This is a genomic window from Xanthomonas sp. NCPPB 1826 (genome assembly GCF_056725285.1).
Genome location: NZ_CM161521.1, coordinates 2,271,469 through 2,290,693 on the forward strand (window position 1 = coordinate 2,271,469; position 19,225 = coordinate 2,290,693).

Annotated in this window: 17 protein-coding genes; 14 read left to right on the top strand and 3 right to left on the bottom strand. The window is 66.4% G+C overall.

Features of this window, described 5'->3' with window-relative positions; translation table 11 throughout:
* From AC1PLA_RS09860 to AC1PLA_RS09875, 4 genes are all read left to right on the top strand, one after another.
* Positions 1 to 255 carry a DUF6587 family protein gene (locus AC1PLA_RS09860; RefSeq protein ID WP_039521380.1) on the top strand — a complete coding sequence of 85 codons (255 nt, stop codon included), beginning with the start codon at positions 1 to 3 and terminating at the stop codon, positions 253 to 255.
* A gap of 57 nt (positions 256 to 312) precedes the next feature.
* Entirely contained in the window at positions 313 to 813 is a 501-nt protein-coding gene (locus AC1PLA_RS09865; protein ID WP_481106082.1) for an autotransporter outer membrane beta-barrel domain-containing protein, read from the top strand.
* 371 nt (positions 814 to 1,184) lie between these two features.
* A complete protein-coding gene (locus AC1PLA_RS09870; RefSeq protein ID WP_179465918.1) occupies positions 1,185 to 2,387 on the top strand; it encodes an aminotransferase-like domain-containing protein in 1,203 nt (400 codons plus the stop codon).
* Complete coding sequence (locus AC1PLA_RS09875) at positions 2,384 to 3,106, top strand: MOSC domain-containing protein (protein WP_349780694.1); 723 nt, start codon at positions 2,384 to 2,386, stop codon at positions 3,104 to 3,106. Before AC1PLA_RS09870 ends, AC1PLA_RS09875 begins: the two co-directional genes overlap by 4 nt.
* A 43-nt stretch (positions 3,107 to 3,149) precedes the next feature.
* On the opposite strand, the gene AC1PLA_RS09880 is transcribed toward AC1PLA_RS09875, so the two are convergent.
* A complete protein-coding gene (locus AC1PLA_RS09880) occupies positions 3,150 to 3,257 on the bottom strand; it encodes a flagellar motor protein MotB (protein WP_115655336.1) in 108 nt (35 codons plus the stop codon).
* A 256-nt stretch (positions 3,258 to 3,513) separates the two neighbouring features.
* On the opposite strand from AC1PLA_RS09880, the gene dapB reads away from it, so the two are divergent.
* The 7 genes from dapB (at position 3,514) to recJ (ending at position 12,474) form a co-directional block, all read left to right on the top strand.
* Positions 3,514 to 4,230, top strand: coding sequence for a 4-hydroxy-tetrahydrodipicolinate reductase (gene dapB, locus AC1PLA_RS09885; protein ID WP_349780695.1), 717 nt, complete (start codon positions 3,514 to 3,516; stop codon positions 4,228 to 4,230).
* A 240-nt stretch (positions 4,231 to 4,470) separates the two neighbouring features.
* Positions 4,471 to 5,604 (top strand): glutamine-hydrolyzing carbamoyl-phosphate synthase small subunit, encoded by a 1,134-nt coding sequence (gene carA / locus AC1PLA_RS09890; RefSeq protein ID WP_024937723.1) that lies wholly within the window; start codon positions 4,471 to 4,473, stop codon positions 5,602 to 5,604.
* A gap of 11 nt (positions 5,605 to 5,615) precedes the next feature.
* A complete protein-coding gene (locus AC1PLA_RS09895) occupies positions 5,616 to 5,957 on the top strand; it encodes a type II secretion system protein M (RefSeq protein ID WP_230584004.1) in 342 nt (113 codons plus the stop codon).
* Between the two features lie 114 nt (positions 5,958 to 6,071).
* The gene (carB, locus tag AC1PLA_RS09900; protein ID WP_024937721.1) at positions 6,072 to 9,314 is read left to right on the top strand and encodes a carbamoyl-phosphate synthase large subunit; all 3,243 of its coding nucleotides are present in this window, start codon (positions 6,072 to 6,074) and stop codon (positions 9,312 to 9,314) included.
* Positions 9,315 to 9,322: 8 nt separating this feature from the next.
* Positions 9,323 to 9,787 (top strand): transcription elongation factor GreA, encoded by a 465-nt coding sequence (gene greA, locus AC1PLA_RS09905; protein ID WP_016903166.1) that lies wholly within the window; start codon positions 9,323 to 9,325, stop codon positions 9,785 to 9,787.
* A 30-nt stretch (positions 9,788 to 9,817) separates the two neighbouring features.
* Entirely contained in the window at positions 9,818 to 10,738 is a 921-nt protein-coding gene (locus tag AC1PLA_RS09910) for a phosphoglycerate mutase (RefSeq protein WP_039527509.1), read from the top strand.
* Entirely contained in the window at positions 10,735 to 12,474 is a 1,740-nt protein-coding gene (gene recJ / locus AC1PLA_RS09915) for a single-stranded-DNA-specific exonuclease RecJ (RefSeq protein ID WP_349780697.1), read from the top strand. Before AC1PLA_RS09910 ends, recJ begins: the two co-directional genes overlap by 4 nt.
* A 227-nt stretch (positions 12,475 to 12,701) precedes the next feature.
* Here the strand turns inward: recJ and AC1PLA_RS09920 are convergent, their stop codons facing one another.
* Positions 12,702 to 13,739, bottom strand: coding sequence for a DUF1176 domain-containing protein (locus AC1PLA_RS09920; protein ID WP_349780698.1), 1,038 nt, complete (start codon positions 13,737 to 13,739; stop codon positions 12,702 to 12,704).
* A gap of 100 nt (positions 13,740 to 13,839) precedes the next feature.
* Entirely contained in the window at positions 13,840 to 15,054 is a 1,215-nt protein-coding gene (locus AC1PLA_RS09925) for an acyltransferase family protein (RefSeq protein ID WP_481106186.1), read from the bottom strand.
* A gap of 152 nt (positions 15,055 to 15,206) precedes the next feature.
* On the opposite strand from AC1PLA_RS09925, the gene AC1PLA_RS09930 reads away from it, so the two are divergent.
* The 3 genes from AC1PLA_RS09930 (at position 15,207) to lysS (ending at position 19,215) form a co-directional block, all read left to right on the top strand.
* On the top strand, positions 15,207 to 16,127 hold the full coding sequence (locus tag AC1PLA_RS09930; RefSeq protein ID WP_481106083.1) for a LytTR family DNA-binding domain-containing protein: 921 nt from the start codon (positions 15,207 to 15,209) through the stop codon (positions 16,125 to 16,127).
* Positions 16,128 to 16,359: 232 nt separating this feature from the next.
* Positions 16,360 to 17,485, top strand: a protein-coding gene (gene prfB / locus AC1PLA_RS09935) for a peptide chain release factor 2 (protein WP_102254087.1) whose coding sequence is annotated in 2 segments (ribosomal slippage) — positions 16,360 to 16,434 and positions 16,436 to 17,485 — 1,125 coding nt in all. Because the reading frame shifts where the segments join, the coding sequence is not laid out codon by codon here.
* A gap of 212 nt (positions 17,486 to 17,697) precedes the next feature.
* On the top strand, positions 17,698 to 19,215 hold the full coding sequence (gene lysS, locus AC1PLA_RS09940) for a lysine--tRNA ligase (RefSeq protein ID WP_065046421.1): 1,518 nt from the start codon (positions 17,698 to 17,700) through the stop codon (positions 19,213 to 19,215).
* The last annotated feature ends 10 nt before the right edge of the window (positions 19,216 to 19,225 follow it).

Here is a 19,225-nt window from a genome sequence, read left to right on the forward strand (position 1 = left end):
GTGGATCTGTCACTTACGCTGCAATACCTGGTCATCGCGCTGGCGGTGTTGCTCAGCCTGTGGGTGGTGATGAAGAAGCAATTTCCCGGCACGCTGCGGCGTCTGCGTGGCGCAGTGGCGATCGGCCTGCTGCGCGATGGGCGGCCTGCGTGGATGCGGGCGCTGGGCCGCCGCGTGGCACCGCCGGCCGCGCAGAACGCCGCGGCCTGCGGTGGTTGCGACAGCTGCGGGCCGGCGCCGCCGCGTCGTCACTGATCCATCGCATCCCTTACACTTGCGCGGCCGCAGGACGCGGCGGTGCAGGGGACACAGATGCGGTTGTTGGTGTTATTGGCAATCCTGGCGGCGGTTGCCGGCATTTATAACTACGGTGGCAACGCGCTGGACGAAGCGCAGGTGCGCGATTTCTACGCCGCGCACGACAAGGCCATGCTCGGTCAGGACGGCGAAGCGCTGTGCGCGATGACCGCGCCGGCGTTCGAAATGGTGGTGCTGTACCGCATGGATTCGCATCAGAAGCGGCAGACCACCACGCGCGAGCAGTACTGCAAATCCAATGGCGAATGGGCGCAGGTGCTGCGTCAGATGCGTCATGTGACCAACCCGGAAGAGGTGATCGACTACAAGCAGTCGATCACCAGGATCGAGATTGCTGCCGATGAGGCCTCAGCCATGGTCGAGACGCGCGCCACGCTCGGCTTGCCGGGCTTGCGAATGACCTTCCGCTCGCGCGACAAGCTGGTCCGCAAGCGCTGGAAGACCTTGATCGAACGCAGCGAAGGCACTGCCTGGGTCGGCCCGGCGTACGACTGAACGCCGTCGGCACGATTGCTGCCGCATTGTCGTGCCGGCGCCATCGATGCGCGGAAGGGCTGCCTGTGATCGGTACGCGCTGCCCTGGCTCGCGACCCAGCCGATTTGCGCACGTAACCCGCGTCGACGACAGAAGCCGGTGACCATCCTGGGCGAGGGGATGCGCGTGTAGCGATTGCCTTGCCGGCTGGCATCGGCGCCAGTGCATCGGCATCACTGCAGCGCGTGTTCGTTAGCGCCACCGCAACCCAGGCGTGTGTGGTGACGCGTGGCGATGGTCGGTGCAGCAGCGATACCGTCACTGGCCGGGTCGCGTAGCCGACGCTGCAGTGCACAGCGCGTCGGCCACGGGCCTTCGCTATGCTTGCGCGATGACGACTTCCTTCCAGATCTCCCGACGTGCGCAGGCGCTGACCAGTTCGGCGATTCGCGAAATCCTCAAGGTGACCGAGCGGCCGGAGGTGATTTCCTTCGCCGGCGGGCTGCCGTCGCCGGCCACCTTTCCGGTGGAGCGCATGCGCGCGGCCAGCGATCAGGTGCTGCGCGATGCGCCGCAGGCCGCGCTGCAATACGGCCCCACCGAAGGCTATGCGCCGCTGCGCGAATGGGTGGCCACACGCCTGAGCCGCGACGGCGCCAGCATCCGGCCCAGCCAGGTGTTGATCACCACCGGCTCGCAGCAGGGTCTGGACCTGCTCGGCAAGGTCTTCATCGACGAAGGCAGCAAGGTGCTGGTGGAAACGCCGAGCTACCTGGGCGCGCTGCAGGCGTTCTCGCTGTTCCAGCCGAGTTTCGTCGGCATGCCCTCGGACGAGGACGGGGTGGTGGTGGACGCGCTGGATCCTGCAGTGCTGGCCGATGCGCGCTTTCTGTATTGCCTGCCGAACTTCCAGAACCCCACCGGTCGCCGGCTGCCGCTGGCGCGCCGTCAGGCCCTGGTGGCGCGGGCGGCGGAGGCGGGCGTGCCGATTGTCGAAGACGATCCGTATGGCGAGCTGTATTACAGCGGCCAGCCGCTGCCGAGCCTGCTGTCGCTCAACCCGGAGGGCGTCATCTACATGGGTTCGTTCTCCAAGGTGCTCGCGCCCGGGTTGCGGCTGGGCTATGTGGTCGCGCCCGAAGCGGTGCTGGGCAAGCTGATCCAGGCCAAGCAGGCGGCCGATCTGCATACGCCCTCGTTCACCCAGCGCGTGGTCCACCAGACGTTGCAGGACGATTTCCTGGACACGCATATCCCGCAGATCCGCGCGCTGTATGCGCGTCAATGCAGCCTGATGCTGGAGGCACTGGATCGGCATTTCCCGCCCCAGGTGCAATGGAATCGCCCCGAAGGCGGCATGTTCCTGTGGGTGACCCTGCCGCCCGGGCTGGATGGCACCGCGCTGCTGGCGCGTGCGATCGCGCGCAATGTGGCATTCGTGCCGGGCGCGCCGTTCTACGCCACCTTGCCGCAGGTCAATACCTTGCGGCTGTCGTTCGTCACCGTGCCTGGCGACAGGATCGACGCCGGCATCCAGGTCCTGGGTGAAGTGCTACGCGAGGCGCTGGCCGAATTGCCCGGGCAGGGCGCGTGAGTACGCAGACCGCTGGCGTGCAGGCGCCTGCGCTTGCGACCACCATCGACAGCATTGCGATCGGCATCGCACGCGACTTCACCCGGCCCGGTAGCCGCAGCGCTATCGACAAGCGGGTGGTGGACGGCAGGGTGCACGTCGGTCCCGACGGTCTGCACGGCGACGAGCAGGGCGACCGGCGTGTGCATGGCGGGCCGGACAAGGCGATCCATCACTATCCCCGTGAGCACTACGCCGCCTGGCAGGCCGAGCTCGGTGCGCATGCGTTGCTGGAGACGGCCGGCGCATTCGGCGAGAACCTGAGCAGCCTCGGCCTTACCGAAGCCGACGTCTGCCTGGGCGATCGCTTTGCATTGGGTACGGCGGTGGTGGAGGTCTCGCAGCTGCGTCAGCCATGCTGGAAGCTGTCCGACCGTTTCGGCCTGCGCGACATGGCGCGCCGCGTGCAGGACACCGGCCGCACCGGCTGGTATTACCGCGTGCTGCAGTCCGGCGACATTGCGGCCGGCGATACGCTGACACTGCAGCAGCGACCGCATCCGCAATGGACGCTGTCGCGCCTGCAACAGCTGCTGTATGCGCGCGATGTCGATGTCGCCGCCATCACCGAGGTGCTGCAGCTGCCGCTGGTGCCGTCATGGCAGGCGCTATTCGAACGCCGCCTGCAACGCCGCGAAATAGAGAGCTGGAGCAAACGCCTGCACGGCGCAAGCGACTGAGAGCCGCCAACACCATCGCGCGCAATCAAAGGCCTCAGCCGCGCTAGCTGCAGGGCTGAGATTTGGGATTCGGGAGTCGGGATTGGGGAATCGCGGTCACGAAGTCGGCAAACGCCACCTTCCAGGCGCCACCATGATGGCCGTGTGCCATGCGTCCTAATCGTCCTTACCAGCGTGCAGCGACGCAGCCCTCACCAACCCATGACCGCTCGCGCCGTTGTGTGCCAACCACCACGCGCACCCCACGGACGCCACCAAGCCAAAGCGCCACAGCACGTAAAACGCGCACACCCGCATCCGCTCTCACGATTCCCTAATCCCGATTCCCGATTCCCGGCTTTTACAATTCCCGATTCCCGATTCCCAGCTATCTTGTACAACCCCATCGCCCAGCTAGGCCTGCCGCCATGACACCGTCTCCTGTGAAAGTTCTGATCCACGGCGCCTCCGGGCGGATGGGCAAGGCATTGCTGCGCCTGGCTGCCGAAGACGAGGCGCTGCACGTCGTCGGTGCGGTGGTGGGGCGCTCGCCGTCGCAGCGCGTGGTGGACGGTGTGCCGTACTTTGCCGCCAGCGAACTCGGCGGTGCGCCGGCCTTCGATGTGGCAATCGACTTCAGCCTGCCGCAGGGCTTCGCACCGATCCTGGCGCTGTGCGCGCAGCGCGGCAAACCGCTGGTGTCCGGCACCACCGGCCTGGATGAGGCGCAGCGCGCCGCGTTGCTGCAGGCCGCGCAACAGATCCCGTTGGTGTGGGCGTCCAACTTCAGCCTGGGCGTTGCGGTGCTGACCGAACTGGTGGAGCGTGCCGCCGGCAGCCTGCCGGGCTGGGATTGCGACATCGTCGAGGCGCATCACGTACACAAGCAGGACGCACCCTCCGGGACCGCACTGACGCTGGGGGAGGCGGCCACTGGCAGCGGCGCGCAGCCGCGCTTTGCCAGCCTGCGCGCCGGCGACATCGTCGGCGAGCACACGGTGCAGTTCACCGGGCTGGGTGAGCGGGTGGAGCTGGTGCACCGCGCCACCAACCGCGACATCTTCGCGCGCGGTGCCCTGCATGCGGCCAAGCGGCTGCTCGGCAAGCCGGCCGGCAGCTATCGCGTGCGCGATCTGGTGCTGTAAGCCGGCGCGTCGCCGCGCATGAATGGCGAGTGATCGCGGTGGCGCATTCATCCCGCCATTGCCATGCCAGCGCGGCGACCAGTGTTCTCCAGGCTGGCATGCCGGGGCACTTGCCTTTACAATTCTCGCTTGCCCGAACCAGCGTCGGACCGGTCCTCAGCACCGCGTCCGCGCTTTGCTGCAACCGGAATTTGGCCGGAAGCGCATCGGAGTCCCAGGCAGCCAGAGCGAGACCCCCACGTGACCCAACCCGCAATCCTTGTCCTCGAAGACGGCACCGTGTTCGAGGGCGAATCCGTAGGCGCCAACGGGCTTTCCGTCGGCGAAGTGGTGTTCAACACCGCCATGACCGGTTACCAGGAAGTCCTGACCGATCCCTCCTACGCCCGCCAGATGGTCACGCTGACCTATCCGCATATCGGCAACACCGGCTTTACCGATCAGGATGACGAGGCCAGCAAGATCTGGGCCGCCGGCCTGATCGTGCGCGACGTGCCGCGTCGCCCCAGCAGCTGGCGCAGCGAAGTCGCGCTGCCGGAGTGGTTGCAGGCCCGCGGTGTGGTGGCCATTTCCGGCATCGACACCCGCAAGCTGACCCGCCTGCTGCGGCAGAAGGGCGCCCAGAACGGCGCACTGATGGCCGGCGAGATCGATGTCGCCAAGGCACTGGAAGCCGCGCGCAGCTTCCCCGGCCTGAAGGGCATGGACCTGGCCAAGGTGGTTTCCACCGAGACCAGCTACAGCTGGCAGGAAGGCTCGCTGGATCTGAATTCCGACACCTTCGTGCGCGCCGAGCTGAAGCACAAGGTTGTTGCTTACGATTACGGCGTCAAGCTCAACATCCTGCGCATGCTGGCCGACCGTGGGTGCGACGTCACCGTGGTGCCGGCACGCACGCCGGTGGCCGAGGTGCTGGCGATGAATCCGGACGGCGTGTTCCTGTCCAACGGACCGGGCGATCCGGAACCCTGCGATTACGCCATCAGCGCCATCCAGGAATTGATCGCCAGGCAGGTGCCCACCTTCGGCATCTGTCTGGGCCATCAGCTGCTGGCGCTGGCCGCCGGCGCCAGCACGGTCAAGATGACCACCGGCCATCACGGCGCCAACCATCCGGTGCAGGATCTGGACGGCGGGCGGGTGATGATCACCTCGCAGAACCATGGCTTTGCGGTCGACGAAAGCACGCTGCCGGCCAATGTGCGGGTGACCCATCGGTCGCTGTTCGATGGCACCAATCAGGGCATCGCGCTGACCGACGCACCGGCGTTCTCGTTCCAGGGCCACCCGGAAGCCTCGCCGGGCCCGCGCGATGTAGGGCCGTTGTTCGATCGGTTCGTGGAGTTGATGGCCAAGGATGCCAAGCGCGCATGAGCGCTCGTTTGATGGGCGTGCTGATCGTGCTGATGGGCGTCGCGCTGACGTATTGGGGCGTGTGGATGCCGCTGGAGCAGGCACGCGCTGGTGCACAGTCAATCACGCTGCACGGCGGCATGAAGCTGGCCTTGCTGGTACCGATGTGCTTCGTTTTCGGCGTCGGCTATGTGGCTGGAGGGGAATCCTTTCACCACCGCATGCAGAACACCGACCCGGACAAGGTACGCCGTTGGGGCAAGACCTCCGGGATCGGCTGGCTGCTGATCCTGGGCAGCTTTGCCGCGTCCTTCGGGCTGTATCAATGGCTTCAGCACACCCTGCGCGCCCTCGGCTATGGATCTGCCGGATGAACCCGGCGTTCGACTCCGCTGAGTCGATGCACTATCACGCCGCGTCGCGATGCGATCGCCGCGGCCACTCTTCCGCACCTGCGGCTTGCCGCATGTTCCTAATCGAGTAAAGAAATGCCAAAGCGCACCGACCTAAAAACCATCCTGATCATCGGCGCCGGCCCGATCGTCATCGGCCAGGCCTGCGAGTTCGATTACTCCGGCGCGCAGGCGTGCAAGGCGCTGCGCGACGAGGGCTATCGCGTGGTGCTGGTCAACAGCAATCCGGCCACGATCATGACCGACCCGGACATGGCCGATGCGGTGTACATCGAGCCGATCAACTGGCAGACGGTCGAGAAGATCATCGCCAAGGAAAAGCCTGACGCCCTGCTGCCGACCATGGGCGGTCAGACCGCGCTGAACTGCGCGCTGGATCTGGCCGACCACGGCGTGCTGGAGAAGTACAACGTCGAGCTGATCGGCGCCAAGCGCGAAGCCATCCGCATGGCCGAAGACCGCGAGCTGTTCCGCGTGGCGATGGGCGAGATCGGCCTGGATTGCCCCCGCGCCGAAGTGGCGCACACGCTGGAAGAGGCGCTGGATATCCAGACCCGGGTCGGCTACCCGACCATCATCCGTCCCAGCTTCACCCTGGGCGGTAGCGGCGGCGGCATCGCCTACAACCGCGAAGAGCTGATCGAGATCGTCGGCCGTGGCCTGGAACTGTCGCCGACCACCGAAGTGCTGGTGGAAGAATCGGTGCTGGGCTGGAAGGAATTCGAGATGGAAGTGGTCCGCGACACCGCGGACAACTGCATCATCGTCTGCGCGATCGAAAACCTCGATCCGATGGGCGTGCATACCGGCGACTCGATCACCGTGGCGCCGGCGCAGACGCTGACCGACAAGGAATACCAGCGCCTGCGCGATGCCTCGATCGCGGTGCTGCGCAAGATCGGTGTGGATACCGGCGGCTCCAACGTGCAGTTCGGCATCAGCCCGACCACCGGCCGCGTGGTGGTGATCGAGATGAACCCGCGCGTGTCGCGCTCCTCGGCGCTGGCGTCCAAGGCCACCGGTTTCCCGATCGCCAAGGTCGCCGCCAAGCTGGCGGTGGGCTACACGCTGGACGAATTGAAGAACGAGATCACCGGTGGCCTGACCCCGGCCTCGTTCGAGCCGTCGATCGACTACGTGGTCACCAAGATCCCGCGCTTTGCGTTCGAAAAATTCCCGCAGGCCGATGCGCGCCTGACCACCCAGATGAAGTCGGTGGGCGAGGTGATGGCGATGGGCCGCACCTTCCAGGAATCGCTGCAGAAGGCACTGCGTGGCCTGGAAACCGGCAAGATCGGGCTGGACCCGACCGGCCTGGATCTGAGCAGCGAAGACGATATCGCCGCGCTCAAGCGCGAGCTCAAGGCACCGGGCCCGGAGCGTCTGTTCTATGTCGCCGATGCGTTCCGCGCCGGCATGAGCGTGGCCGATGTCTACGCGCTGTCGTTCATCGACCCGTGGTTTCTGGATCAGATCGAAGAACTGATCAGCCACGAACAGCAACTGGCCGACGACGGGATGCCGGCACTGGATGCGGCGCGTCTGCGCACGCTCAAGCGCGCCGGTTTCTCCGACGCGCGGCTGGCCGAGCTGACCGGCACCAATGAGGAATCGGTGCGCACGCTGCGTCGCGCGCTCAAGGTGCGCCCGGTCTACAAGCGCGTGGATTCCTGCGCCGCCGAGTTCGCCACCAGCACCGCGTATCTGTATTCGACCTACGAGGACGAGTGCGAGGCGCTGCCGACCGACCGCGACAAGATCATGATCCTGGGCGGTGGCCCCAACCGCATCGGCCAGGGCATCGAGTTCGACTACTGCTGCGTGCATGCGGCGCTGGCGCTGCGCGATGACGGCTACGAGACCATCATGGTCAACTGCAACCCGGAGACCGTGTCCACCGACTACGACACCTCCGACCGTCTGTACTTCGAGCCGCTGACGCTGGAAGACGTGCTGGAAATCGTCGAGCTGGAAAAACCCAAGGGCGTGATCGTGCAGTACGGCGGCCAGACCCCGCTGAAGCTGGCGCGCGCGCTGGAAGCCAACGGCGTGCCGGTGATCGGCACCTCGCCCGATTCGATCGATCTGGCCGAAGACCGCGAGCGTTTCCAGCAACTGGTCGACAAGCTGGGCCTGAAGCAGCCGCCGAACCGCATTGCCCGCAATGCCGAGGAAGCCCTGGTGCTGGCGCGCGAAATCGGCTATCCGCTGGTGGTGCGCCCGAGCTACGTGCTGGGCGGCCGCGCGATGGAAATCGTCTACGGCGAATCCGACCTGGCGCGTTATGTGCGCGACGCGGTCAAGGTCTCCAACGATTCGCCGGTGCTGCTGGACCGCTTCCTCGACAACGCGGTGGAAGTGGACGTGGACATCATTGCCGACAAGGACGGCAACGTGCTGATTGGCGGGCTGATGGAACACATCGAAGAGGCCGGCGTGCATTCGGGCGATTCGTCCTGCTCGTTGCCGCCGTATTCGCTCTCGCCCAAGACCCAGGCCGAGCTGCGCCGTCAGGTGGTGATGCTGGCCGAAGGCCTGAACGTGGTCGGCCTGATGAACACCCAGTTCGCGGTGCAGGTGAACGAGGCCGGCGACGACGTGGTGTTCCTGCTGGAAGTGAACCCGCGTGCCTCGCGTACCGTGCCGTTCGTGTCCAAGGCGATCGGCATGCCGCTGGCCAAGATCGCCGCGCGCTGCATGGCCGGCAAGACGCTGGCCGAGCAGGGCGCCACCAAGGAAATCGTGCCGGGCTATTACTCGGTGAAGGAGGCGATCTTCCCGTTCGCCAAGTTCCAGGGCGTGGACCCGATCCTCGGGCCGGAGATGCGCTCCACCGGTGAGGTGATGGGCGTGGGCCGCAGCTTCAGCGCCGCGTTTGCGCGTGCGCAGGAGGCCGGCGGCATCAAGGCACCGCCGGTGGGCAAGGCCTTCGTGTCGGTGCGCGATCCGGACAAGCAGCGCGTGTTGCCGGTGGCGCAGGCGCTGGTGGAGCGTGGCTATACGCTGGTCGCCACGCGCGGCACCGGAGCCTGGCTGCAGCAGAACGGGCTGAGCTGCGAGATCGTCAACAAGGTCGCCGAAGGGCGCCCGCATATCGTCGATTCGATCAAGAACGGCGAGATCGTGTATATCGTCAACACCACCGAAGGTCGCGCCGCCATCTCCGACTCGTTCTCGATCCGGCGTGAAGCGTTGCAGCATCGCGTGACCTATTCGACCACCGTTGCCGGCGCCAAGGCGCTGGTGCATTCGCTGGAATTCCGCGGCACCGGCCCTGTCTGGTCGCTGCAGGAACTGCACAAGGAGCTGGAAGCATGAGAGCACCCATGACGGCAAAGGGCGCGCAGCGTCTGCGCGAAGAGCTGGACCAGCTGAAGTCGGTCAAGCGTCCGGCGGTGATCAACGCGATCGCCGAAGCGCGCGCGCACGGCGATCTGAAGGAAAACGCCGAGTACCACGCCGCGCGCGAGCAGCAGAGCTTCATCGAAGGCCGCATCAAGCAGTTGGAAGGCGAGCTCTCGCATGCCGAGATCATCGACATCACCAAGCTGTCGGCCGGCAACAAGATCGTGTTCGGCGCCACGGTGACGCTGGCCGACACCGAGACCGACGAAGAGAAGCGCTACCAGATCGTTGGCGATCTGGAAGCGGACATCAAACTGGGCATGATCGCGATCTCCTCGCCGCTGGCGCGTGCGTTGATCGGCAAGCTGGAAGGCGACTCGGTCACCATCGATGCGCCGGCCGGCCAGCGCGAGTACGAAGTGGTCAGCGTTGCCTATCTGGACTGACGGGCCGGGATTGAACGACGCCACCGCCCGATGACCACCGCCACGCTGCTGCTGCCGGAAAAACGCCGCCTGCCCGGTGAACTGGGCGACACGCCGGTGGCGCGTGCGCTGGCGCGTGCCGACCAGCAAGGTGCCGAGCCCGGCGAAGTGGCGCAGCTGCAGCGCCACTTCTCGCTGACGCCTGCGCACTGGCCGGTGGCCGCGTTGACCCGCCAGCTCGATGCCGGCGATGCGGCCGGTGCGACCTGGGTGCGTGCCGATCCGGCCTATGTGGTGCCGGATATGCAGGGCGCGCGCTTGATGGGCTACGGCGAGGCGCTCGGCCCCACGGCCGAGGACCTGGCGGTGTTGCTGCCCATCCTCAAGCCGATGTTTGGCGATGCCGGCTTCCTGCTGGATGCGCCCACGCCTGCGCGCTGGTATCTGCGGCTGTCGCCGGATGCCAAATTGCCAGAATTTGCGCCACCGGATCTGGCGATCGGCGATGACCTGTTCGAGCATCTGCCGGCCGGCGAGATCGGCCGGCGCTGGCGTGCCTTGCTGACCGAGGCGCAGGTGCTGCTGCATCAGCATCCCTGGAACGAGGGCCGCGTGGCCAGCGGCAAGCCGGCGATCAATTCGCTGTGGTTCTGGGGCGGTGGCGTGCTGCCGCATGCGGTCAGCTCGCCGCACCGTCAGGTACGCAGCCGCGAATCACTCCTACGTGCGCTGGCGCTGGCGGCCGGTGCCGATGCGCAGGGCGAACAACGCGTGGATGCGTTGGTGGACCTGCGCCATCTGCGCTCGCTGCAGCAGTTCAGCGACGACGCGGTGGCGCCGCTGCTGGCGGCGATGGCACGCGGCGAACTGGATCGGCTGGTGCTGGATTTCCAGGACGGCGAAACCGTGTCGCTGACGCATGCGCAACGCTGGCGTTTCTGGCGCAAGCCGCGCGTACAGCTGGCGCAATGACCTCCACCCCGCGGATCGTCCGGCGCCCGCCCGGGCAGGCCGGCAGCTGGCCCGATGCCATGTTACCGCTGCTGCGCCGCATCTATGCCGCGCGTGGCGTTACCGATACGCACGGCGCGCAGCCGCGCCTGGGTCAGTTGCTGTCGCCGCAGTTGCTGCACAACAGTGACGTGGCGGCCGAGTTGCTGGCCGATGCGATCGCCCGGCAACGGCGCATCCTGGTGGTGGGCGATTTCGACTGCGATGGCGCCACCGCCTGTGCGGTCGGCGTGCGTGGCTTGCGCATGCTCGGCGCGCTGGATGTGCATCACGCGGTACCCAATCGCATGGTGCATGGCTATGGCCTGTCGCCGGCACTGGTGGAGGAGCTGGCCGCATTGCAGCCGGATCTGCTGGTCACGGTCGATCACGGCATCGCCTGCCACGCCGGCGTGGCCGCCGCCAAGGCGCGCGGCTGGACGGTGCTGGTCACCGACCACCACCTGCCTGGCGAGGTGCTGCCGCCGGCCGATGCGATCGTCGATCCGAATCTGGCCAACGATCGCTTCCCGAGCAAATCCCTGGCCGGGGTCGGGGTGATCTTCTATGTGCTGATGGCCTTGCGCGGCGTGCTGCGCGCGCGCGGTGCCTTCGCCGAGCGCGCCGAACCGGATCTGTCGGTATTGCTGGACCTGGTGGCAGTCGGCACCGTTGCCGATCTGGTGCCGCTGGACACCAACAACCGGGCGCTGGTGTCGGCCGGCCTGCGCCGCCTGCGCGAAGGCAAGGGTTGCATCGGCCTGCGCGCCTTGATCGATGCCAGCGGCCGCGACGTGGCGCGCTTGAGCGCCAGCGATATCGGATTTGCATTGGGCCCGCGTCTCAACGCAGCCGGCCGGCTGGAAGACATGGCGCTGGGCATCGAGCTGCTGCTCAGCGAGGACTGGAACCGGGCGCGCGAGATCGCCGGCATGCTGGAAGAGATCAACGCCGAGCGACGGGCGGTGCAGCAGTTGATGACCGACGATGCCGAGCAGGCCGTCACCAAGGTGGTGCTGGATGCCGATGGCGCGTTGCCGATCGCCGCGTGCCTGTTCGATGCCGACTGGCACCCGGGCGTGATCGGCCTGGTCGCCTCCAAGCTCAAGGACCGCCTGCATCGCCCGGTGATTGCATTGGCGCCGGCCGAGCCGGGCAGCAGTCAGCTGCGTGGTTCGGCACGTTCGATCCCCGGCCTGCATATCCGCGATGTGCTGGCGGCAGTGGATGCGCGCCACCCGGGCCTGATCCAGAAGTTCGGCGGGCATGCGATGGCGGCCGGGCTGAGTCTGGAGCATGCCGCGCTCGCGACCTTTGAACAGGCATTCCAGCGCCAGGTGCAGGCGATGGTCGACGCCTCGCTGCTGCATGCCGAATTGCACAGCGATGGCGAACTGGCTGTGCACGAACTCGATCACCTGCATGCAGAGGCGCTGCGCGTGGCCGGGCCGTGGGGGCAGGGCTTTCCCGAGCCGCTGTTCGATGGTCAGTTCGAAGTGCTGCAATGGCGCCTGCTCAAGGAACGCCATCTCAAGCTCACCCTGCGCTGCGCCGGCCGCGCCGAACCGCTCAACGCCATCCACTTCAACGGCTGGCGCGGCAGCGAGCCGGCACGCATGGTGCGGCTGGCGTACCGCCTGGTCAGCGACGACTATCGCGGCGGCACCGCGGTGCAGTTGATCGTCGAGCACTGCGAGCCGGCGGCAGTCACGGGCTGAGCGCGCGGCTGTCAATCGCGGGCTTCGGTAGGGGCGACAGCGCGGCCCTGCAGCCAGGCTGCACATCAACCGCTCTACACGGGACGGCGCACCCACAGCCGGCATGCACTTGGTGGTACATGCCGCAAGTGGCGCCTGCCTGATGATGGCGGCAAAGTAGTTCCGTTCGCCGCTCAAGGCGTCTTGCAGGGCAGTGCAAGCGCACGCTCGCACCGTTCTCGCCTCGATCAGGGCGCCTTCTTGACCTCGGTCACCAAGGTCGGCAATTCCCACGCCCCGCCAGCGGCCACCAGCCGACACAGGCCGGAGGTGGATTTGGAGGTCGGCACAAAACGGCGGCCGTCCCAGGTCCAGCTGGCCTCGCTGTAGCAGTCGCCCAGGCCGCGGCCCTTCTGCGATGCAAGGATGGTGGAACCGTCGATATCGCTGGCGTGCGTGGTCACCAACGTCGGCGCGAACGGCGCGCGTGCATTGATGACCCAGAAACCGGTGCCGACGTTGTAGGCGCCCATCCAGCAGTCGGTCGAGACCAGCAGTTTGTCGCTGCTGAGCCGGGTAACCGTCAGCGGCTCGGTTGCGTCACCGGCCTGCAGTCCCTTGCATTCCTCATCGGCCGGCAAGCTGGCACGCAGTGCTTGATAGAGCGCCGGCAGTGTGCCCAGGCGCGCATCGGCTGCTTGCGTTGCTGCGAGTCTGACTGCTCGCACCTGCGGTGCGGGCACGGCCGGCAGCACTGCAGCGTCGTCGCGATCGCCCTTGCGCACCAGTGCGCCACGCGTGCCCAGCCGACCCTGGAACTCGTCCATCTTCAGCAGCACCGCTGCGGCGCCGCGGTCGGACAGCTGCCAGCGGCGACCATCGTTGCCGAGCGCCACGATCTTGCTGCTGCGGGTCAGTGCGGCCAGCAGCGCGGTCACCTGCGCGCTGGTCAGCGGAGCGGTGCCGCTGTCGCGATTTAGTGTCAGCTTGCCCAGGTCGCGCTGGTCGATGCGCAAGGTGAGCGATGCCGGCATCTTGATCTCGTCGTACTGGCCCAGCACCAACTCGGCGGTGACCGCTTGCCCGGCACCGGCCTTGCGCGTCAGCAAGACCGATACCGGCGTGCTGCCGTCGTCATCCGGCTGATAACCGGCAGCGCGGCAGGTGCGGGTGTTGTCGCAGGCGATGGTCCAGTCCTGGTGATCGAAGGCAATGCCGACCGGCGCATCGGCAAGGGCGGCGACGGGTGCGAGCAACAAGGTGGCGGCAAGCAGGGTAGGGCGCATGGTGTCTTCGAAAGAGCGTATCCGGCGGGCATCTTGCGTTGCTGCCGACGGGCCGTCCAGTGCGTCGCATGCCGAAGCGGGACACGCCTGCGCAACATTTTCATGACGGCACCGGCGCGCTGTCGGTCTTGCTCGCCGGTCGCGGCCTGCGTGCACGCAATCCGAACAAGGGACGCAACCAGCGCACCCGGCGGATCGCAAACTCATGCAACGCCAGGCAGCCGATCACGGTGGCGGCGATCACCAGCGCCGGCTCCAGCCAGGCATTCAGATGCAGCGGCATCAGCCAGTACAGCGTCACGATGATCAGGCTTTGGTGCAGGATGTACCACGGGAACACCGCCTCCGTGCAGTACGGCAGCCAGCGGAACGGGCGATTCCATCGAAGCCTTGCCCAGCCGAGAATCGTCAGCAGCGCCAGCCAGGTGTAGGCGGCCCGTGCGCTGTGTTCGATCGCCTCCCACGGCAGCGCGGCCAGCGGTGCACCCAGTTGCGCAGTCTGCCCCTGGATGCTGGCATAGCGAATGCCCAGTTCGGTGCCGATCGCCACCAGCGCGGCGACCAAGGTGAGCCAGCGCAGTTGTACGGCCAACTGCCAGAAGCGTTCGCGGCGTGCCAACAGATACCCCAGGACGAACAGCGGAAACGATTCGGCGTGCACGAACCAGTCGCCAAACAGCGCGTGGGTGGGCGGATGCCGCGGCATTACCCACAGCACGCAGAACGCTTCCCACAGGATCGGCAACAGCAGCAGTGCCGGCACCGCCAGCGCAGCGGGTAAGCGCGGCCACGCGGCCAACCGCAGCGCTCGGGTCAGCGACACCAGCGCCATCAAGGCGATGGTGTAGGGCAGTAGATAGGCCAGATACCACAGATGGTTCCAGGTGATGCCGTGCTCCCACCCGTCGAAACTCCCGGCCGGCCACGGCCGCACCTGCCAGTAGCGCAGCAGGAAGCTGCCGAAGCCCGGGCTGACCTTGCCGTTGCTCACGCCCTGGCAATAGGCCTGCACCGCGACCACCACGAACATGCCGAACAACAGCGGCGGCAGCAATCGCCCGCAGCGCTGCAAGGCAAAGCGCCAGGGCCTGGCCTGCGGCCGCGCCAGCCCGATCGCGATGCCGGAGATCATGAACAGCAGGGGCATCCGCCAGCGGTTGAGCACGATCATCGGCCATTGCAGCCACTGCGCGGTGTGCACGCTCTTGAGGTGGAAATCCCAGTCGGCCACATAGGCCATGCCCACGTGATAGAGGATCAGCAGTGCGAAGGCGAAGACGCGCAAGGCATCGATATCGTGACGGCGTTCGGTCATGGTGGTGTCGGCAGGAGGCATGCCCGCATCCTCGGCAACGCAGGCCCCAAACAGCTGCGCCAAGGGCGGCAATGCCGTCCCCGAGTGACCAGTTGCGGTCCCACAGGGACGAACCGGGGACGGCAAACGGGCGGTTTGCATAGAATGCGCGGATGAATTCACCTGTGTCCGGGGCTATCGCACACGAGACCGACAGCGATGCCAGCGCGGGCAGGCGCTGGGTAGCGTTGATCTGGCTGCTGGTTTTCTATGGCAGCGCGCTGGGCAACACCGCGAGCACATGGCTGGCAGCACGGCGCGACGGTCAGCCGCTGCTGCTGTGGCAGGTGCTGACCTGGGAGCTGAGCAGCGCGACTGTCTCACTGCTGCTCTTGCCGCCGCTGATCTGGCTCTGCACGCGTTGGCCATTGCATGCCGACGTCTGGCGGCGGCGCGTTCCTCTTTATATTGCGGCCGCACTTGTCTGGTGGCTGCTGCACGTGAGCGGCATGGTGCTGCTGCGCAAGCTGGTCTATCTGGCGGTCGGTGCGCACTACGATTTCGGTGCCTTGCGGTTGCAGTGGCTGTATGAACTCTCCAAGGATCTGCGCACCTTTGCCCTGCTGGTGGCGTTACGACATGCGCTGGCATGGTATGGCCGGCGTCGGCAGGGCGAGGCGCATCTGCTGGCTGCGCCAGACGAAGGCCCGCCGGTCGAACCGCTGGACCGTCCGGAACGTTTTCTGGTGCGCAAGCTGGGGCGCGACTTCCTGGTCGCCACCGCCGACATCGAATGGGTCCAGGCGTCGGGCAACTACGTCAATCTGCATGTACGCGGCCACGATTACCCACTGCGCAGCACGATGGCCGCGATCGAGGCCAGGCTCGATCCTGCCGTGTTTGTGCGCATCCACCGCAGCTATCTGGTGCAGCTGGCACGCGTACAGGCGATCGAGCCGCTGGAATCCGGCGACGCCCGCGTGCACCTGGCCGACGCCACCGTGCTGCCGTGCAGTCGCCGTTACCTGGCCGCGTTGCGGGCGGTGGCAGGGCAGGCGCCTACACCGCAGCGTGTCGAGGCCGCACAGGGCTGACGGTTGTCCAGGCTGTCAGCCCTGCGATCGCACCGAGGGCTTTGCAGTGGCAGATGAGCACAGGCGCTCGTCGTCTGAGCCGCCTCCTGGCTGCCTTGTTCCAGTCTGAGCTTGCAGTGCTGGCCATGACGTCCACGGCCGGCACGAAACTGCGGCCCGTCACGATCGCCACTGCGTTCCGCCACCGTCGCCCGCTTGCTAAACTAGCCAGCTTGTTTGCCGGAAGTCCGTCATGATCGAAACCAATCCGATCCGCCAGCGCATCACCGATCTCAACGATCGCGTGCTCTCGCTCAGGGGGTATCTTTGACTACGACGTCAAGAAAGAGCGTCTAGAAGAAGTCAGCCGGGAGCTTGAGAGCCCCGATGTGTGGAACGACGCCGAGCGCGCGCAGGCCCTGGGCCGCGAGCGCTCGATGCTGGAAAAGACCGTCATCGGCATCGCCGATGTGCTGACCGGCCTGAGTGATGCCGGCGATCTGCTGGAACTGGCCGAAAGCGAGCAGGACGAAGACACCGCGGTGGCGGTGATCGCCGATCTGGACAAGTACCAGGCCCATGTCGAAAAGCTGGAATTCCAGCGCATGTTCTCCGGCCAGATGGACGGCGCCAACGCGTTCGTCGACATCCAGGCCGGCGCCGGCGGCACCGAGGCGCAGGACTGGGCCGAAATCCTGTTACGCATGTACCTGCGCTGGGCCGAGTCGCGTGGCTGGAAGACCGAGCTGATGGAAGTGTCCGGCGGCGAAGTGGCGGGCATCAAGTCGGCCACGATCCGCATCGAGGGCGAGTACGCCTACGGCTGGCTGAAGACCGAGATCGGCGTGCACCGGCTGGTGCGCAAGTCGCCGTTCGATTCGGACAACCGCCGGCATACCAGCTTCACCTCGGTGTTCGTGTCGCCGGAAGTGGACGACAACATCGAGATCGACATCAACCCGGCCGATCTGCGCACCGACGTGTATCGCTCCTCCGGCGCCGGTGGTCAGCACGTCAACAAGACCGAATCGGCGGTGCGTATCACGCATATTCCGACCAATACCGTGGTCGCCTGCCAGACCGGCCGCAGCCAGCACCAGAACCGCGACAACGCGATGAAGATGCTGGCCGCCAAGTTGTACGAGCTGGAAGTGCAGAAGCGCAACGTCGAGCGCGACGCGCTGGAAGCCACCAAGTCCGACATCGGCTGGGGCAGCCAGATCCGCAATTACGTGCTCGACCAGAGCCGCATCAAGGATCTGCGCACCGGCATCGAACGCAGCGACACGCAGAAAGTGCTGGACGGCGACCTGGACGAATTCGTCGAGGCCAGCCTCAAGGCCGGTCTGGCGGCAGGCTCCAAACGCCTGGATGCCTGACTGCAGCAAGACGTCGCCGCGCCCGCCGCGCAGCGACGTCTTTTTTCGCGGACGCTGCGACATGTGCAGCGCCGCGCAGCCTGTACATCGCCACGCAGTCCCGTTGCGCCGTGCAGTTGTCACCGATACACCGTAAAACGCAGGAACCGGCCAGCCCGGTTCCGCATTCTCCACCGGGCACGCGCCCGACCTATCGCAGACCGATTCCCGCCATGACCGAACAGACCCCCGCGCCGCAGATCCCCGCCGACGAGAACAGCCTCATCGCCGAGCGTCGCGCGAAACTGGGCGCGTTGCGCGGCCAGGGCATCGCCTATCCCAACGATTTTGTGCGCGAACACTTTGCCGGCGATCTGCAGGCGGAGTTCGCCGATGCCGACACCTGGACCTCCGAGGCGCTGGAAGCGAGCGGGCGCACGGTCAGGATGGCCGGCCGCCTGATGGCCAAGCGGGTGATGGGCAAGGCCAGCTTTGCGCAGATCCAGGACGAGTCCGGGCGCGTGCAGCTGTTCCTGCAGGGCAATGTGCTGGGCGATGCCTATGCCGCGTTCAAGGGCTGGGATGTCGGCGACATCGTGGCGGTGGAGGGCGGGCTGACCCGCACCAAGACCGGCGAGCTGTCGGTCAAGGCCAGTGCGCTGCGCCTGCTGACCAAGTCGCTGCGTCCGTTGCCCGACAAGTGGCACGGCCTGTCGGACGTGGAGCAGCGCTATCGCCAGCGCTACGTCGATCTGATCGTCACCCCGGAGGCGCGCGAGGTCTTCATCAAGCGCTCCAGGATCATCCGCGCGATCCGCGCCTGGCTGGATACGCGCCGCTTCCTGGAAGTGGAAACGCCGATGATGCATTACATCCCCGGTGGCGCCACCGCCAAGCCGTTCACCACCCACCACAACGCGCTGGATCTGGACCTGTACCTGCGCGTGGCGCCGGAGCTGTACCTCAAGCGGCTGGTGGTCGGTGGGCTGGAGCGGGTCTACGAGATCAACCGCAACTTCCGCAACGAGGGCGTGTCGACCCGGCACAACCCCGAGTTCACCATGCTCGAGCTCTACGAGGCCTATGCCACGTACCACGAGATCATGGACCTGACCGAGCAGGTGATCCGCGACACCGCGCAGTCGGTGCTGGGCACCACTCAGGTGAACTGGGACGGCGCCGCCATCGATCTGGCGCCGGCTTTCCGGCGCTGGCGCATGGATGAGGCCGTTCGTCACCACAATCCGGAGATCAGCGCGGCCGATTGCACCGATCGCGATGCGCTGCTGCGCCACTGCGAGCGGCTGAAGATCAAGGTCAAGCCGTCCTACGGCTGGGGCAAGCTGCTGCTGGAAATCTTCGAGGCCACCGTGGAACACACCCTGGTGCAGCCGACCTTCATCACCGACCACCCGGTCGAGGTGTCGCCGCTGGCGCGTTCCAGCGACACCGAGCCGGGGTACACCGACCGCTTCGAGCTGTTCATCAACGGCAAGGAGCTCGCCAACGGCTTCTCCGAGCTCAACGACCCGGAAGACCAGGCCGCGCGCTTCCAGGCGCAGGTGCAGGCCAAGGACGGTGGCGACGACGAAGCGATGCATTACGACGCCGATTACATCCGTGCGTTGGAGTACGGCATGGCGCCGACCGGCGGCCTGGGCATCGGCATCGACCGGCTGGTGATGCTGCTGACCGGCAGCACCTCGATCCGCGATGTGCTGCTGTTCCCGTACATGCGTCCGGAAGCCTGATCTTTTTTGT

Excerpts from the sequence above, each read along its gene's own strand:
- AC1PLA_RS09910 (WP_039527509.1), top strand. The coding sequence starts at position 9,818 with ATGACCACCGCCACGCTGCTGCTGCCGGAAAAACGCCGCCTGCCCGGT.
- recJ (WP_349780697.1), top strand. The coding sequence starts at position 10,735 with ATGACCTCCACCCCGCGGATCGTCCGGCGCCCGCCCGGGCAGGCCGGC.
- carB (WP_024937721.1), top strand. The coding sequence starts at position 6,072 with ATGCCAAAGCGCACCGACCTAAAAACCATCCTGATCATCGGCGCCGGC.
- AC1PLA_RS09920 (WP_349780698.1), bottom strand. The coding sequence starts at position 13,739 with ATGCGCCCTACCCTGCTTGCCGCCACCTTGTTGCTCGCACCCGTCGCC.
- AC1PLA_RS09870 (WP_179465918.1), top strand. The coding sequence starts at position 1,185 with ATGACGACTTCCTTCCAGATCTCCCGACGTGCGCAGGCGCTGACCAGT.
- dapB (WP_349780695.1), top strand. The coding sequence starts at position 3,514 with ATGACACCGTCTCCTGTGAAAGTTCTGATCCACGGCGCCTCCGGGCGG.
- AC1PLA_RS09895 (WP_230584004.1), top strand. The coding sequence starts at position 5,616 with ATGGGCGTGCTGATCGTGCTGATGGGCGTCGCGCTGACGTATTGGGGC.
- AC1PLA_RS09925 (WP_481106186.1), bottom strand. The coding sequence starts at position 15,054 with ATGACCGAACGCCGTCACGATATCGATGCCTTGCGCGTCTTCGCCTTC.
- AC1PLA_RS09865 (WP_481106082.1), top strand. The coding sequence starts at position 313 with ATGCGGTTGTTGGTGTTATTGGCAATCCTGGCGGCGGTTGCCGGCATT.
- AC1PLA_RS09880 (WP_115655336.1), bottom strand. The coding sequence starts at position 3,257 with ATGGCACACGGCCATCATGGTGGCGCCTGGAAGGTGGCGTTTGCCGAC.
- lysS (WP_065046421.1), top strand. The coding sequence starts at position 17,698 with ATGACCGAACAGACCCCCGCGCCGCAGATCCCCGCCGACGAGAACAGC.
- AC1PLA_RS09930 (WP_481106083.1), top strand. The coding sequence starts at position 15,207 with ATGAATTCACCTGTGTCCGGGGCTATCGCACACGAGACCGACAGCGAT.
- greA (WP_016903166.1), top strand. The coding sequence starts at position 9,323 with ATGACGGCAAAGGGCGCGCAGCGTCTGCGCGAAGAGCTGGACCAGCTG.